Source organism: Citrobacter freundii ATCC 8090 = MTCC 1658 = NBRC 12681 (assembly GCF_011064845.1).
GTDB lineage: Bacteria > Pseudomonadota > Gammaproteobacteria > Enterobacterales > Enterobacteriaceae > Citrobacter > Citrobacter freundii.
Genome location: NZ_CP049015.1, coordinates 1,172,988 through 1,188,000 on the forward strand (window position 1 = coordinate 1,172,988; position 15,013 = coordinate 1,188,000).

Consider the following 15,013-nt stretch of genomic DNA (forward strand, 5'->3'; position numbering starts at 1 on the left):
AAACAGTGCGTATAGGTATCGATTTGGGCGGTACGAAAACGGAAGTTATTGCGCTTGGCGATGCGGGCGAACAGCTTTTTCGCCATCGCCTGCCCACGCCGCGTGATGATTATTGGCAAACGATAGAAACCATCGCCATGCTGGTGGAGATGGCGGAAAACGCTACCGGGCAGACGGGAACCGTGGGAATGGGCATTCCCGGTTCAATCTCGCCCTACACCGGGGTAGTAAAGAATGCCAACTCGACCTGGCTTAACGGGCAACCTTTTGACAAAGACCTGAGTTCGCGTCTGAATCGCGAAGTGCGGTTGGCAAATGATGCCAACTGTCTGGCGGTTTCTGAAGCGGTGGATGGTGCGGCGGCGGGGGCGCAAACCGTGTTTGCGGTGATTATCGGCACCGGATGTGGCGCAGGCGTGGCGCTGAATGGTCGGGCACACACCGGCGGTAACGGTACCGCAGGGGAGTGGGGGCATAATCCGCTGCCGTGGATGGACGAAGATGAGCTGCGTTATCGGCAGGAAGTCCCTTGTTATTGCGGCAAGCAAGGCTGCATTGAAACCTTCATTTCTGGGACCGGTTTTGCCACCGACTACCAGCGCCTGAGCGGTAAGCCGCTCAAAGGCAGTGAAATTATCAGCCTTGTTAATGCGCAGGATACTCTTGCGGAGCAAGCGTTGAGCCGCTATGAGCTTCGTCTGGCGAAATCACTGGCACATGTGGTGAATATTCTCGATCCGGACGTCATTGTGCTGGGTGGCGGAATGAGCAATGTCGATCGACTGTATCAAAACGTTCCGACGTTGATGCAGCAATTTGTTTTTGGTGGCGAGTGTGAAACGCCTCTACGCCAGGCGTTGCACGGTGACTCCAGCGGCGTGCGCGGCGCGGCCTGGCTGTGGCCGCACGTATAAACGGTTGTTATGTCGCGGGTGCAACCTGTTGTTGCACGCCGCGCTTCAGGCGACCATAGAGCAGCAGCGAGGACATCGCAGAAAACGACAGCAGTGCAGCCGGCAGCGTCACGTAGTTGTAGGTAAATCCCAGCGTCAACATCATGCCACCGCAGTACGCGCCAATCGCGCTGCCGAGATTGAAGGCAATTTGCCCGCCAGCCGCGCCCAGTAGTTCTCCCCCTTTAGCATTTTGCAGCAGCAAAATTTGCAACGGCGCCGACAGAGCAAACAGACCCGCGCAGCAAATGAAAGCGAAGGTCAGCGACGCGGCTTTGATGCCGCCAAAGGCAAAGAGCAGCAGCAGAGCCAGCACAATGACGAAGTCGGTTATTACCGCAATTCGCAGCGGCGTATAACGGCCTGACAGCCTACCGCTTAGCAGATTTCCCAACACCATTCCCAATCCCACCAGCATCATGATGAAGGTCATTAGCGCCTCGGAGAAGCCGGAGATATACATCATGTACGGTTTGACGTAGCTGAACCAGGCGAAAACCCCGGCGTTCCCAAACATGGTGGCGGAAAAAATGAACCACGGGGCGGGGCTTTTCAAAAAGTGAAATTGTTCGCGCAGTTTCCCTTTTGCCTCATCGCTAATGTTGGGGACCCAAAAAGCGACCGAGACTATTACGGCGATATTAAAGACGGCTATCAGCAGAAACGTGTAGCGCCAGCTAAATTCCTGGCTTAGCCAGGTGCCGACGGGAATGCCAACCAGATTGGCAACGGTCATCCCCGAAATCATGCCCGCGACGGCGGCAGTGACTTTTCCCGGACGGGCCAGCTTCGACAGGATAATCGCGCCCACGCCGAAAAATGCGCCATGAGGGAAGCCGGAAACCAGCCTGCCCACCGCCAGCATAAAATACGAGGAAGAGAGGGTGAAGATGGCGTTGCCAATCACGCACAGGGTGACCAGAAACAGCAAAATATGTTTGAGCGAAAAGCGATTGGAAAAGAGCGCAATAATGGGCGCGCCAAACACTACGCCAAAGGCGTAAAACGAAATCATATGGCCAGCGGCAGGAATGGAAATTCCCACGTCCCGCGCCAGCTCAGTGAGGACACCCATGATGCCAAACTCGGCCATGCCCAGCCCAAATGTTCCGAGCGCTAAAGAGAAAATGACTTTTTTCATACCACCTGCCAACAAGAAAGACGCAGGATATGCGTCATAGCGACGAATGTTCGCCGCCAATAGCGATAGCTTGCGGATAAGTGAAGTGGAATGCCATTTCATATCCGTCCCTGAGTATGCAATATTGTGCTACCTAGCGTGCCGGATAGCGTTAGCGCTTATCCGGCCTGTGACACCACATCCGCTGGCCGATTACTCCACCGCAAACATTTTGTCGAGTTTGCTGTAGCCCAGACCGTTGATTTTTTTCACTTTGATCTGTACCGGAATGCGCTCTTTCATCGCTTCGACGTGGCTGATCACGCCAATGGTTTTACCGGTAGCGTTGAGCGCATCAAGCGCGTCCAGGGCGGTATCCAGCGTTTCACTGTCCAGCGTGCCGAAACCTTCGTCGAGGAACAGGGAGTCAATTCGGGTTTTGTGGCTGACCAGATCGGACAACGCCAGCGCCAGCGCCAGACTCACGAGGAAGCTCTCGCCGCCGGAAAGCGTACGCGTATCACGTACGGCATCGGCCTGCCAGGTATCAACCACTTCCAGCTCTAACGCTTCGCTGGCCTTGCGCTGCAACAAATAGCGACCGTGCAGACGGGTTAACTGGTTGTTGGCAAGCCAGACGAGGTTATCCAGCGTCAGCCCCTGGGCAAATTTGCGGAACTTATCTCCCTCTTTCGAGCCGATCAGTGCATTCAAATACCCCCAGTCTTCGACCTGCTGCGCGACTTTTTCAATCTCCTGCATCAGCGCCTGCTGCTGCTGGCGGTTTTCAGCATCTTGTTTGAGCTGCTGGCGAATTTCGCCCTGACGAGTAGTGTTATCGCGTAGCAGTTGGGTGAGCTGCGCCAGCGCGTCGTGCAGATGCTGCGCCGTCAGCGTGAGATCCACTTCTGTTGGTTGCTGCTGTTGATGAGCCGCCAGTGCCTGCTGGGCCTGATTAACCAGCGTTTGGGCCTGCTGTCGCTGGCCTTCCAGTGATTGCTTCAACTGCTCCAGGCGATTAAAGGTCTCTTCGTCCAGCAGGGCGGCAATAAAGGCGTCGCGATCGGCAAAGATGCTGGCCTGCAATGCGGCATCAAACTGCGCCTGGATTTCCGCGGCGCGCTGAACGTCCTGCGCCTCCTGCTGTTGCAAGGTTTGCCACTGTCCCTGTAAAGAGAGGCAATCGTCGTGCACCTGCCGCCAGTTTTCCAGCGACAAATCCTCAATGTTTTCAGAAAGCGCCTCGGTTTCAGGCAACGTTTCCAGCAGCGGCGCAAGCTGGGCAATCCGGGCCTGTAACTCGGTCAGTTCATTCTGACGCTGTTGCCACATTTGTGCTTCGTTCGCCCGTTCGCTTAGCCATGAGGCGACGTCATCCTCGGGTGGAAGGGCCAGACCATAGCGGGAAAGCTCGGCGGTTAGCGTCGCCTGGCGCTGGTCAATATGCAGCTGGAGCTGGGTAATCTGCTCGGTATGCGCGGTGATTTGCGCCTGCAGGGTATGACGCAGGCTCAACTGGTGAAGCTGTTGTTCGTGCTCTTCCTGAGCGGCCAGCCACGGGGCAATGTCATCCTGCGGTTGTAGCGTGACGTTGAGGCTGGCGGTGACGGTCAGCCACTCTTGAGTAAGTGCTTGCTCCTCCTGAGAAAGCGTCTGTGCTTCGCGTTCATCCCGCTGAAGTTGCTGGGTTATCGCCTCAAGCTGGCCGCGTAACGTTGAACCCTCATCGGCCAGTGTTTTGACCTCTTTTTCCAGTGCCTCACGCCGCGTCTGATTCACGCTCAGTTCGAGCGTTTGATAGCGTTCAATCGCCGGATGTGCGGTGGAGCCGCATAGCGGGCAAGGCATGCCGGATTGCAACAATGCCCGTTGGCTTTCCAGATCTTTGATGCGGGCTTCTTGCTCGCAAATGACTCTCACATCGGTAAGTTGCTGATTTTTATCTTTATAGCGCTGACGTTTTTCGGCAAGCACCGCGTTGCGCTGGGTCAACTCTTGTTGACGCTGTACAAGCGTGGCGCGTAACTGTGCCAGTTGTTTTTGCTTCGGGGTGATTTGTCCGTGTAAATTGCTCAGCCGCTGGCGTAATGGACGAAGCTGCACATGTTGCGCCAGCGCATCCGTTACCTCCTGCGGCGAAAGGGTCAGCGCGGGAAGCGTTAGTGCATTGAGCTTACGCGTGTCGTTCTCTCGCAGCTGCTGCCATTGGCGTAGCTGGGCGCTGGCGTCGGACTGTTGGGCCAGCAGCGCTTTCCATCCTGCCAGTTCGCTACTCCATAAGCGGAAGCGATCATGCTCATTAAGCCAGTCGGTTAACGTCTGTTGTTCGGCTAGTATCAAGGTCGACTGCATTTGCGCCTGCTGGCGAATACGCCCGCGCAGCGTTAAGCTGCTTTGTAAGCGAGCATTCACTTCCTGAATCTTCTGGCGTGTACGCTCGATAGTAGCCGTTTGTTCCTGAATTCGCTCCCAGTGCGGGCGTAACGCCCTGGCCGGCAGTGCCAGACTCAGTGCCGCCAACTGCGGCTGCGTGTCTTCTTGCGCCTGAAGCGCTGCCTGTAATGCCTGCTGGTGACGGTTTATATCCGTTTGTAGCTCATTTTGCCGAATGAGCCAGTTGAGGTGCTGTTGCTGGGTTTGTTGGCTGGTAAGGTATTGTTTTTCTTCGTCAGTAAGTACCTGCAAACTTTCCGTCAGGGATTGCACCTGCTCTGGTGCTAACAGCGCCACGCCGCTGGCCTGGGCCTGTAGTTTTTCCAGCTCCGTACGCGCTGATTTGTGCTTTTCAAACACCATAGCGGAGATTTGACCGTAAATCTCTGTGCCGGTCAGCTCTTCCAGCAGTTCGGCGCGCTCTTTTGGTTTGGCATTAAGAAATGCGGCAAACTGGCCCTGAGAGAGCAGCATGGAACGGGTAAAACGACCGTAATCCAGCCCGGTAAGCTCGGCGGTCATCTCCAGCTTGTCTTTGACTTTATCGGCGAGGATTTTACCGTCGGCGCAGCGGGCCAGCTCTACGCGCGGGACCTGCAGGTTGCCCTCAGGCTGGTTGCGTGCCCTGTTCTGGCTCCAGAATGCGCGGTAGGCTTCGCCCCGCACCTCAAACTCCACCTCGGCCAGACACTCCGCTGTGTCGCGGGTCATCAGGTCGTTTTGCGACTGTGACACAGTATTCAGGCGCGGCGTTTCGTGGTACAGCGCAAGGCAAATTGCGTCCAGCAGGGTGGTTTTCCCCGCGCCAGTGGGCCCGGTGATGGCGAACAGCCCGTTGCTGGCAAAAGGTTCTGCGGTGAAATCGACTTTCCATTCTCCCTTCAGGGAGTTGAGGTTTTTCAGGCGCAGGCTGAGAATTTTCATACTTCAGCCTCCCCGGCAAGCGTCTGTACGGTTGCGCTAAACAGCTGATTAAGCCGCTCGCGCTGCGGTTCTTCGAGTTCTTCCAGCGCCAGGCGGCGGTCAAAAACCTCCGCCACGCTCAGCTCGCTTAATGTTTCACGACGTTCATTGGCCATAATACGTTCGCGCTGTTCCCGACTGCGGCGCACCAATAACACCTCAACCGGTAAATCTTCGGTCAAGGCCTGGATTTTACGCTGCATATCATGCAGATAGTCATCGGTGGTAATTTCAATATCCAGCCACACCGGCGGCTCTTGCTGTACGTTGCGCCACTGCTCAAGCTGGGCGGTAATGGCGGCGAGATCGCCTTTCAGTACCGCAAGCGGCTGGGTGACCGGTACGGTGAGATTCTCGACGGCGTTGAGTTTCCCTGCTTCAAAGCTCACCAGATGCACGCATTTGTTTTTGCCGCACTCGTCAAAACTGAGAGCGATCGGCGAGCCGCAGTAGCGAATATGCTCCGTGCTGCCGATAACCTGCGCCCGGTGAATATGGCCCAGCGCGATGTAGTCCGCCGGAGGGAAGTTTTGTGCAGGGAAGGCGTCCAGCGTACCGATATAAATGTCTCGGACGGCGTCACTTTTACTGGCGCCGACGGTGGTCAAATGCCCGGTCGCGATGATGGGCAGATTCTGATCACCACGCAGCGTGCAGGCATCCTGATACTGCTGCTGGTAATAGTCGGTGATGGCTGACAGCAAATGTTGCTGTTTTTCTTGCCCGGTTAGCCCGGCCTGGCTGGTAATGATGTCGCGTGGACGTAAAAAAGGAACCGGGCACAGAATTGCCCCCGGCGTGCCGTCACGTTGCGGCAGAATCTGCGGCGCATGGCCGGCGCTGGCAACGACCGTGGTGTTGAGAAACGCCAGTATATCGCGGGATTCATTGAGTGTGGCGACGGAGTCGTGGTTGCCTGCCAGCACCACCAGATGACACCCGGTTTGCTGTAAATTAACGACAAAACGGTTATACAGCTCACGAGCGTAGCTTGGCGGTGAGCCGGTATCGAAAATATCACCCGCCACAATAATGGCATCCACCTGGTGGGATTGTGCCGTTTCCAGCAGCCAGTCGAGAAAGGCCTGATGTTCAGCGGCGCGGCTCTTGCTGTAGAAATTTTGGCCCAGATGCCAGTCAGACGTGTGAAGGATGCGCATAAGAGTTCCATGACGATAAAACAGTGGTGGGGATTATAACCTTTCAAGGACGGTAATATCTTGTCTCCGGGCTGTCATAATTCGCCGGGCTGCGTTAAACCTGGGCTATCTTTTCATAAATCTGTCATAAAACTGACGCATAATGGCACCGTATTGATGGCAAACGATTTAATTATAAACAGGGCAAATCATGGCGAGACGTATTCTGGTCGTAGAAGATGAAGCTCCAATTCGTGAAATGGTCTGCTTCGTGCTCGAGCAAAACGGTTTTCAACCCGTAGAAGCCGAAGACTATGACAGTGCTGTGAACCAACTCAATGAACCCTGGCCGGATCTCGTCCTGCTTGACTGGATGCTTCCCGGCGGCTCGGGTCTGCAGTTTATTAAACATCTCAAGCGCGAAGCCATGACGCGGGATATCCCCGTGATGATGCTGACGGCGAGAGGTGAAGAGGAAGACCGCGTCCGGGGTCTGGAAACCGGTGCGGATGATTATATTACCAAGCCGTTTTCTCCCAAGGAGCTGGTGGCGCGTATTAAAGCGGTTCTGCGTCGTATTTCACCGATGGCGGTGGAAGAGGTTATTGAGATGCAGGGGCTAAGCCTTGATCCGACCTCGCATCGCGTGATGACCGGCGAGGATCCGCTGGATATGGGGCCGACCGAATTCAAACTGTTGCACTTCTTTATGACCCACCCTGAGCGCGTCTACAGCCGTGAACAACTCCTCAATCATGTCTGGGGAACCAATGTCTACGTGGAAGACCGGACAGTGGATGTGCATATCCGCCGCTTACGTAAAGCGCTGGAGCACAGCGGACACGATCGAATGGTGCAGACAGTTCGCGGGACGGGATATCGTTTTTCGACCCGCTTCTGACTGACAAGAATCAGGGCCTGATGGATTAGGCCGTTTATGGAGTAAGACGTTTGCTAGAACGATTGTCATGGAAAAGGTTGGTACTGGAGCTGATCCTGTGCTGCATACCGGCATTTATCCTTAGCGCTTTTTTCGGTTACCTGCCCTGGTTTTTACTGGTGTCGGTAACGGGCCTGCTTATCTGGCATTTCTGGAATCTATTACGTTTGTCCTGGTGGCTATGGGTTGACAGAAGCATGACGCCGCCGCCGGGGCGAGGCAGTTGGGAGCCGTTGTTATATGGGCTGCATCAAATGCAGCTGCGCAACAAAAAGCGCCGTCGAGAACTGGGTAACCTGATCAAACGTTTTCGCAGCGGGGCGGAATCACTACCCGACGCGGTGGTATTGACCACCGAAGAAGGCGGTATCTTCTGGTGTAACGGACTGGCTCAGCAGGTTCTGGGACTGCGCTGGCCGGACGATAGCGGGCAAAATATTCTTAACCTGCTGCGATACCCGGAATTCACTCAATATCTGAAAACGCGCGACTTTAGCCGGCCTATCAATCTGGTGCTCAATACCGGACGGCATCTGGAAATTCGCGTGATGCCCTACACGGATAAGCAACTGCTGATGGTGGCGCGCGACGTTACCCAGATGCACCAACTGGAAGGTTCACGGCGAAACTTTTTCGCCAACGCCAGCCATGAGCTGCGCACACCGCTGACGGTGCTGCAAGGTTATCTGGAAATGATGCAGGAGCATCCGCTGGAAGGGACAACGCGCGAAAAAGCGCTGCATACCATGCGCGAACAAACGTACCGTATGGAAGGCCTGGTGAAGCAGCTGCTGACGCTGTCAAAAATTGAAGCTGCTCCGACGTTGCAACTGAATGAGAAAGTCGATGTGCCCATGATGCTGCGCGTGATCGAGCACGAAGCGCAAACCCTGAGCCAGCATAAACATACGTTTACCTTTGATGTCGATAACAGCCTGAACGTGCGGGGCAACGAGGAGCAGTTGCGTAGCGCTATCTCGAATCTCGTGTACAACGCGGTGAACCACACACCAGCGGGAACGCACATTACCGTTGGCTGGCGGCATGTGGCGTCGGGGGCGGAGTTTTGCGTGGAAGACAACGGTCCAGGCATTGCCGCCGAGCATATTCCACGCCTGACCGAGCGTTTTTATCGGGTAGATAAGGCGCGATCGCGGCAAACGGGCGGTAGCGGGTTGGGCCTTGCCATCGTGAAACATGCGCTGCATCATCACGACAGCCGTTTGAATATCGAAAGCGAACCAGGCAAAGGGACGCGATTTAGTTTCGTGATCCCGGAACGTTTGATTGCCAAAAGTAACGGTTAAAGCACATTCGTAAGATTATCTTTCCAAAAGCCAGCACAAGCTGGCTTTTTCTATGCGGTCAATATATGACTCCTGAATTTTACGACGTTTGATTGTTTTTTGTTCGAACTATTACCCATACCTTTTTCCATGAAATGGTGTTTTGTGCTAACCCCATTTTTCATATCGCTATATTGTTCTGGTTTTTGGATCCCACCTTGCTTTAAAACGTTATAAGCGTTTAAATTGCGCTCCAGATGCTGTCATACCGACTGCATTTACGCGGTAAATCGAAAAACTATTCTTCGCCGCGCCAGGTCGGGAGTGTTTCCCGCTGGAATTGAGCAAAAATGCCGCTGTATTGTCCCCCAGGGAAAGGCAAAAATTTATTATTTTCAACACCACATCCACAGGCAGTAAGACTTTATGACCCATCAGTTAAAATCGCGCGATATTATCGCTTTGGGATTTATGACATTTGCACTGTTCGTTGGTGCAGGTAACATCATCTTCCCCCCAATGGTTGGTTTGCAGGCAGGTGAACACGTCTGGACTGCGGCTTTTGGCTTTTTGATTACCGCCGTTGGCCTGCCGGTACTTACCGTTGTCGCGCTGGCGAAAGTCGGTGGTGGTGTGGACCGACTGAGCACACCTATCGGTAAAGTTGCTGGTCTGCTACTGGCGACTGTTTGCTATCTGGCCGTTGGGCCGTTATTTGCTACCCCGCGTACCGCGACGGTCTCTTTCGAAGTCGGGATTGCACCGCTGACCGGAGACTCTGCGCTGCCGCTGTTTATCTATAGCGTTATCTATTTCGCGATTGTGATTCTGGTTTCGCTGTATCCGGGCAAACTGCTGGATACGGTGGGTAATTTCCTGGCGCCGCTGAAAATCCTGGCGCTGGTGGTTCTGTCTGTCGCCGCAATCGTCTGGCCAGCAGGCCCGATCAGTAATGCGATGGAAGCCTACCAAACTGCGGCATTTTCTAATGGCTTCGTGAACGGGTATCTGACCATGGATACGCTGGGCGCGATGGTGTTTGGTATTGTTATCGTTAACGCCGCTCGCTCACGTGGTGTTACTGAAGCGCGTCTGCTGACCCGTTACACCGTTTGGGCGGGTTTAATGGCGGGTGTGGGCTTAACGCTGCTGTATCTCGCGCTGTTCCGTCTGGGTTCAGATAGCGCGATTCTGGTCGATCAGTCTGCTAACGGCGCGGCGATTCTGCATGCGTATGTTCAGCACACCTTTGGCGGTGCAGGAAGCTTCCTGCTGGCGGCGCTGATTTTCATCGCCTGTCTGGTCACCGCGGTTGGCTTGACCTGTGCGTGTGCAGAGTTCTTTGCCCAGTACGTTCCACTGTCTTATCGTACGCTGGTATTTATCCTCGGCGGCTTCTCGATGGTGGTTTCTAACCTGGGTCTGAGCCATCTGATTCAGATCTCTATTCCGGTGCTGACGGCTATCTATCCGCCATGTATCGCACTGGTTGTATTAAGCTTTACCCGCTCATGGTGGCATAATTCTTCCCGCGTCATTGCACCTGCGATGTTTATCAGCCTGATTTTTGGTATCCTTGATGGCATTAAAGCTTCTGCAATTGGCGACGTGTTACCGGCCTGGACCCAGCGTTTACCGCTGGCGGAGCAGGGGCTGGCGTGGTTGATGCCAACAGTCGTGATGGTGGTCCTGGCAGTTATCTGGGATCGCGCCGCGGGTCGACAAGTGACCTCCAGCGCACACTAATATCACTGACAATAAGTTTTAACCACGGGGCTATTAACATGGCCCCGTGGTTTTTTTATTGTGTTAACAGGTTAGGAATCGATGGAAAGTAATAACAAGCTAAAGCGTGGGCTGAGCACCCGGCACATCCGCTTTATGGCATTAGGTTCAGCAATTGGTACCGGGTTGTTCTATGGCTCGGCCGATGCCATCAAAATGGCGGGGCCAAGCGTGTTGCTGGCCTATATTATCGGCGGCGTAGCGGCGTATATTATTATGCGCGCGCTGGGCGAAATGTCTGTTCATAACCCTGCAGCCAGCTCCTTCTCGCGCTATGCGCAGGAAAACCTCGGACCGCTGGCAGGCTATATCACCGGCTGGACCTATTGTTTTGAAATCCTGATTGTCGCCATTGCCGATGTGACTGCCTTTGGTATTTACATGGGCGTCTGGTTCCCGGCCGTACCGCACTGGATTTGGGTACTCAGCGTAGTGCTGATTATCTGCGCCATCAACCTGATGAGCGTGAAGGTGTTTGGCGAGCTGGAGTTCTGGTTCTCGTTCTTCAAAGTCGCCACCATTATCATCATGATTGTCGCCGGTTTCGGTATCATCATTTGGGGGATTGGCAACGGCGGGCAACCGACCGGTATCCATAACTTATGGAGCAATGGTGGCTTCTTCAGCAACGGCTGGCTCGGCATGGTGATGTCGCTGCAAATGGTGATGTTCGCTTACGGCGGGATTGAGATTATCGGGATTACCGCAGGCGAAGCCAAAGACCCGGAAAAATCTATTCCGCGCGCTATCAATTCCGTACCAATGCGTATCCTGGTGTTTTATGTGGGGACGTTGTTCGTCATTATGTCTATCTACCCGTGGAACCAGGTGGGTACCGACGGTAGCCCGTTCGTTATGACGTTCCAGCATATGGGCATTACCTTTGCTGCCGGGATCCTCAACTTTGTGGTTCTGACTGCGTCGCTGTCGGCAATTAACTCTGACGTCTTCGGTGTGGGACGTATGCTACACGGCATGGCGGAGCAGGGCAGTGCCCCAAAAATGTTTGCCAAGACGTCGCGTCGTGGCGTGCCGTGGGTTACGGTGATGGTGATGACCATCGCGCTGCTGTTTGCGGTTTATCTTAACTACATCATGCCGGAAAACGTCTTCCTGGTGATCGCCTCTTTGGCAACGTTCGCCACGGTTTGGGTGTGGATTATGATCCTGCTGTCGCAGATTGCTTTCCGTCGTCGTCTGCCGCCAGAAGAGGTCAAAGCGCTGAAATTTAAAGTACCGGGTGGGGTAACGACGACCGTTGTTGGCCTGATTTTCCTGGTCTTTATCATCGCGCTTATCGGCTATCATCCGGATACCCGCATTTCGCTGTACGTCGGCTTTGCGTGGATTGTCCTGCTGCTGGTCGGCTGGGGATTCAAGCGCCGTCGCGAGCGCCAACTTGCTGAAGCACAGTAATATTTTTGCCGGGTAGCTTTGCGTTACCCGGCAATTTTCTCCTCCCCCGAACTCCTCCCCCAATAAACGTTAAGATGATGAGTGATCCTGCACTTCGCTATGGCAAGGTGACGTCATTATCATCAAAGGGGATACGTGATGTTGAACGCCTGGCACCTTCCGGTTGCCCCATTTGTTAAGCAAAACAAAGATCAACTGACGATTACATTATGGCTGGCGGGGGAAAATCCCCCCCAGCGGGTGACGCTACGCGCAGAAAACGATAACGAAGAGATTTCGCTAGCTATGCACAAGCAGCGCAGCCAGCCGCAGCCGGGTGTGACCGCGTGGCGAGCGGCGATCGATCTCTCCAGCGGGCAGCCTCGTCGACGCTATAGCTTTAAATTACTTTGGCTCGATCGTCAGTTGTGGTTCACCCCACAGGGATTCAGCCGTTTTCCGCCTGCGCGTCTGGAGCAGTTTGCCGTCGATGTGCCGGATAACGGTCCGCAGTGGGTCGCTGACCAGGTCTTTTACCAAATTTTCCCGGACCGTTTTGCCCGCAGCCAGTCGCGTGAAGCGGGCCAGGATAACGTCTATTATCACCACGCGGCCGGGCACGACATCGTGCGGCGCGAATGGGACGAACCGCTTACGGCTCAGGCCGGTGGCTCCACGTTCTATGGTGGTGATTTGGACGGCATCAGCGAAAAGCTACCGTACCTGAAAACGTTAGGGGTCACGGCGCTGTACCTGAATCCTGTGTTTACCGCGCCGAGCGTGCATAAATACGATACCGAAGATTACCGTCATGTTGATCCGCAATTTGGCGGCGACACGGCGCTGCTGCGCCTGCGGCACAACACCCAACAGCAGGGCATGCGCTTGATTCTGGACGGTGTTTTTAACCATAGCGGCGATTCGCACGCCTGGTTTGACCGGCATAGTAGGGGAACGGATGGGGCGTGCCATAACCCAGAATCCCCCTGGCGCGACTGGTATCATTTCTCAGCCGACGGCGTTGCGCTTGACTGGCTGGGGTATTCCAGCCTGCCCAAGCTGGACTTTTCTTCGGAAAGCCTGGTAAATGAAATTTATCGCGGCGAAGACAGTATCGTCCGTCACTGGCTGAAAGCGCCGTGGAGTATGGACGGCTGGCGTCTTGATGTGGTGCACATGCTGGGAGAAGCAGGAGGCGCACGTAACAACCTACAACACGTGGCCGGCATTACGCAGGCGGCAAAAGAAACCCAGCCAGAGGCGTATGTGGTGGGTGAACATTTTGGCGATGCTCGCCAGTGGTTGCAGGCCGACGCGGAAGATGCCGCCATGAACTATCGCGGCTTTACTTTCCCTCTCTGGGGATTCCTCGCCAATACCGATATTTCATACGACCCACAATCCATTGACGCCCAGACCTGTATGGCGTGGATGGATAACTACCGTGCGGGGTTGTCGCATCAACAGCAATTGCGCATGTTTAACCAGCTCGACAGCCACGATACCGCTCGCTTTAAGTCTCTGCTCGGTAAAGACGTCGCACGTTTACCGCTGGCGGTGGTGTGGCTATTTACCTGGCCTGGCGTGCCCTGTATTTACTACGGCGACGAAGTGGGGCTGGATGGCAACAACGATCCGTTTTGCCGCAAACCTTTCCCATGGCAGCCTGAAAAACAGGACGCTAACCTGCTGGCGTTGTACCAGCGGCTGGCAAAATTACGCCACCAGAGCCAGGCGCTACGCCACGGTGGTTGTCAGGTGATTTACGCCGAGGATAACGTGGTGGTGTTTGTACGGGTGCTAAACCGCCAGCGCGTGTTAGTGGCGATTAACCGTGGCCAGGCTTGTGAAGTGGTCCTGCCAGCCTCGCCATTACTGAGCGTGAGTCATTGGCAGCACAAAGAGGGCAAAGGTGTGCTTGCCGACGATATCCTGACGTTGCCGGCGATTTCCGCCTCGGTATGGTCAGGTCATTGATATAAGTGCGCAATCGCCGGGCTTGCCAGCAGCGCGTCTCGCCACCAGCGCTGCGCCAGCCCATCACGGTTATTACGCCATGCCATATAGGCCACGTCTTTTTGGCGAAATGAGATAACCGTTTTTTCCACCAGCTCGCCCGTAGCAAGCCACGGGCTGGCAATATGGCGGGGGAGAAATCCGCAGCCCATGCCGGCTCGCAGTAGCATCACTTTACTGTGGAAGTCATCGACACGGATCTGCGCCTGCTCCTCCATCAGATTGGTTTGTAACGGATGACAGAAGCGGGCGCTGTCGCTGATAACAATCGCCCGATGCAGGCACAACTGCTCGTTGGTCAGGCCATCAGGTGCTGCGGCCAGCGGATGCTCAGGTGCCACGACAAATACATTGTCCAATGTGCCGAGCATTTTGTAGGACCAGGCCGCTGACGTTGGTGGTTCATTAATCGCCCCCAGAATAATATCTGCTCCATTATGAGTCAGCTCCTCCCAGGAACCCGCCAGCGTATGATGGGTAAAACTGAGGCGGGTTTGCTTATTCAGCGCGTGAAATTCATCGATAATGGGTAACAGCGAGGCGAAAGGAAAGGAGTCGTCCAGCGCAATCGCCAGCTCTTTTTCCCAGCCTGAACTCAGCTGTACCGCCTGTTTTTCGAGATCTTTTGCCGCACTTAGCAATAAACGTCCCTTTTCCAGCATCATCTGTCCGGTGTCGGTAAATTTAGCCCGGTGTCCGGAACGGTCAAGCAGCTCGATATTCAGATCGCTTTCCAGCTTTTGAATCATATAGCTGAGTGCCGCAGGCGTTTTAAACAGCGATTCGGCCGCCGCGGCAAATGAACCCTGTTTGTCGAGTGCGTCGAGAATAAGCAAAACATCCAGATTAATGCGCATAGGCAGAAAAGATCCTGAAAATTAAACCCTTCTGTTGTACCGAATGAAGAAAAACAATGCCAGTGAATAAATTAGATGAATCATGCGCATTTTTTTGATGTTGTTTAGGATATATCGCAACACAGA

General features: G+C 54.5%; 10 protein-coding genes. 6 read left to right on the plus strand and 4 right to left on the minus strand.

Going from position 1 to position 15,013, the window contains the following annotated elements:
• Nucleotides 1-5: 5 nt before the first annotated feature.
• A complete protein-coding gene (gene mak / locus G4551_RS05595; protein WP_003836005.1) occupies nt 6-914 on the plus strand; it encodes a fructokinase in 909 nt (302 codons plus the stop codon).
• A gap of 7 nt (nt 915-921) precedes the next feature.
• On the opposite strand, the gene araJ is transcribed toward mak, so the two are convergent.
• The 3 genes from araJ to sbcD form a co-directional block, all read right to left on the minus strand.
• On the minus strand, nt 922-2,094 hold the full coding sequence (araJ, locus tag G4551_RS05600) for an MFS transporter AraJ (RefSeq protein WP_003836004.1): 1,173 nt from the start codon (nt 2,092-2,094) through the stop codon (nt 922-924).
• 192 nt (nt 2,095-2,286) lie between these two features.
• A complete protein-coding gene (gene sbcC / locus G4551_RS05605) occupies nt 2,287-5,430 on the minus strand; it encodes an exonuclease subunit SbcC (RefSeq protein WP_003836002.1) in 3,144 nt (1,047 codons plus the stop codon).
• Nucleotides 5,427-6,629, minus strand: coding sequence for an exonuclease subunit SbcD (sbcD, locus tag G4551_RS05610; RefSeq protein ID WP_003836000.1), 1,203 nt, complete (start codon nt 6,627-6,629; stop codon nt 5,427-5,429). The genes sbcC and sbcD overlap by 4 nt, the downstream gene beginning before the upstream one ends.
• 190 nt (nt 6,630-6,819) lie before the next feature.
• Here sbcD and phoB point away from each other — a divergent pair, with 190 nt between their 5' ends.
• The 5 genes from phoB to malZ all read left to right on the plus strand — a co-directional run bounded on the left by phoB (nt 6,820) and on the right by malZ (nt 13,991).
• The gene (phoB, locus tag G4551_RS05615; RefSeq protein ID WP_003021496.1) at nt 6,820-7,509 is read left to right on the plus strand and encodes a phosphate response regulator transcription factor PhoB; all 690 of its coding nucleotides are present in this window, start codon (nt 6,820-6,822) and stop codon (nt 7,507-7,509) included.
• 50 nt (nt 7,510-7,559) lie between these two features.
• Entirely contained in the window at nt 7,560-8,855 is a 1,296-nt protein-coding gene (gene phoR, locus G4551_RS05620; protein WP_003835998.1) for a phosphate regulon sensor histidine kinase PhoR, read from the plus strand.
• Between the two features lie 405 nt (nt 8,856-9,260).
• Nucleotides 9,261-10,580, plus strand: coding sequence for a branched-chain amino acid transporter carrier protein BrnQ (brnQ, locus tag G4551_RS05625; RefSeq protein ID WP_003021501.1), 1,320 nt, complete (start codon nt 9,261-9,263; stop codon nt 10,578-10,580).
• A gap of 81 nt (nt 10,581-10,661) precedes the next feature.
• Nucleotides 10,662-12,035, plus strand: a complete 1,374-nt coding sequence (gene proY / locus G4551_RS05630) for a proline-specific permease ProY (RefSeq protein ID WP_003021504.1) — start codon at nt 10,662-10,664, stop codon at nt 12,033-12,035.
• A gap of 138 nt (nt 12,036-12,173) precedes the next feature.
• A complete protein-coding gene (malZ, locus tag G4551_RS05635) occupies nt 12,174-13,991 on the plus strand; it encodes a maltodextrin glucosidase (RefSeq protein ID WP_032941218.1) in 1,818 nt (605 codons plus the stop codon).
• Here the strand turns inward: malZ and G4551_RS05640 are convergent.
• Nucleotides 13,985-14,887, minus strand: coding sequence for a LysR family transcriptional regulator (locus tag G4551_RS05640; protein ID WP_003835993.1), 903 nt, complete (start codon nt 14,885-14,887; stop codon nt 13,985-13,987). The two genes, malZ and G4551_RS05640, sit on opposite strands and share 7 nt — an antisense overlap.
• Between the last annotated feature and the right edge of the window lie 126 nt (nt 14,888-15,013).

Bases quoted from the DNA above. Each gene is read 5' to 3' on its own strand.
- sbcD (WP_003836000.1), bottom strand. From the start codon at position 6,629: ATGCGCATCCTTCACACGTCTGACTGGCATCTGGGCCAAAATTTCTAC.
- proY (WP_003021504.1), top strand. From the start codon at position 10,662: ATGGAAAGTAATAACAAGCTAAAGCGTGGGCTGAGCACCCGGCACATC.
- phoB (WP_003021496.1), top strand. From the start codon at position 6,820: ATGGCGAGACGTATTCTGGTCGTAGAAGATGAAGCTCCAATTCGTGAA.
- malZ (WP_032941218.1), top strand. From the start codon at position 12,174: ATGTTGAACGCCTGGCACCTTCCGGTTGCCCCATTTGTTAAGCAAAAC.
- G4551_RS05640 (WP_003835993.1), bottom strand. From the start codon at position 14,887: ATGCGCATTAATCTGGATGTTTTGCTTATTCTCGACGCACTCGACAAA.
- araJ (WP_003836004.1), bottom strand. From the start codon at position 2,094: ATGAAAAAAGTCATTTTCTCTTTAGCGCTCGGAACATTTGGGCTGGGC.
- sbcC (WP_003836002.1), bottom strand. From the start codon at position 5,430: ATGAAAATTCTCAGCCTGCGCCTGAAAAACCTCAACTCCCTGAAGGGA.
- brnQ (WP_003021501.1), top strand. From the start codon at position 9,261: ATGACCCATCAGTTAAAATCGCGCGATATTATCGCTTTGGGATTTATG.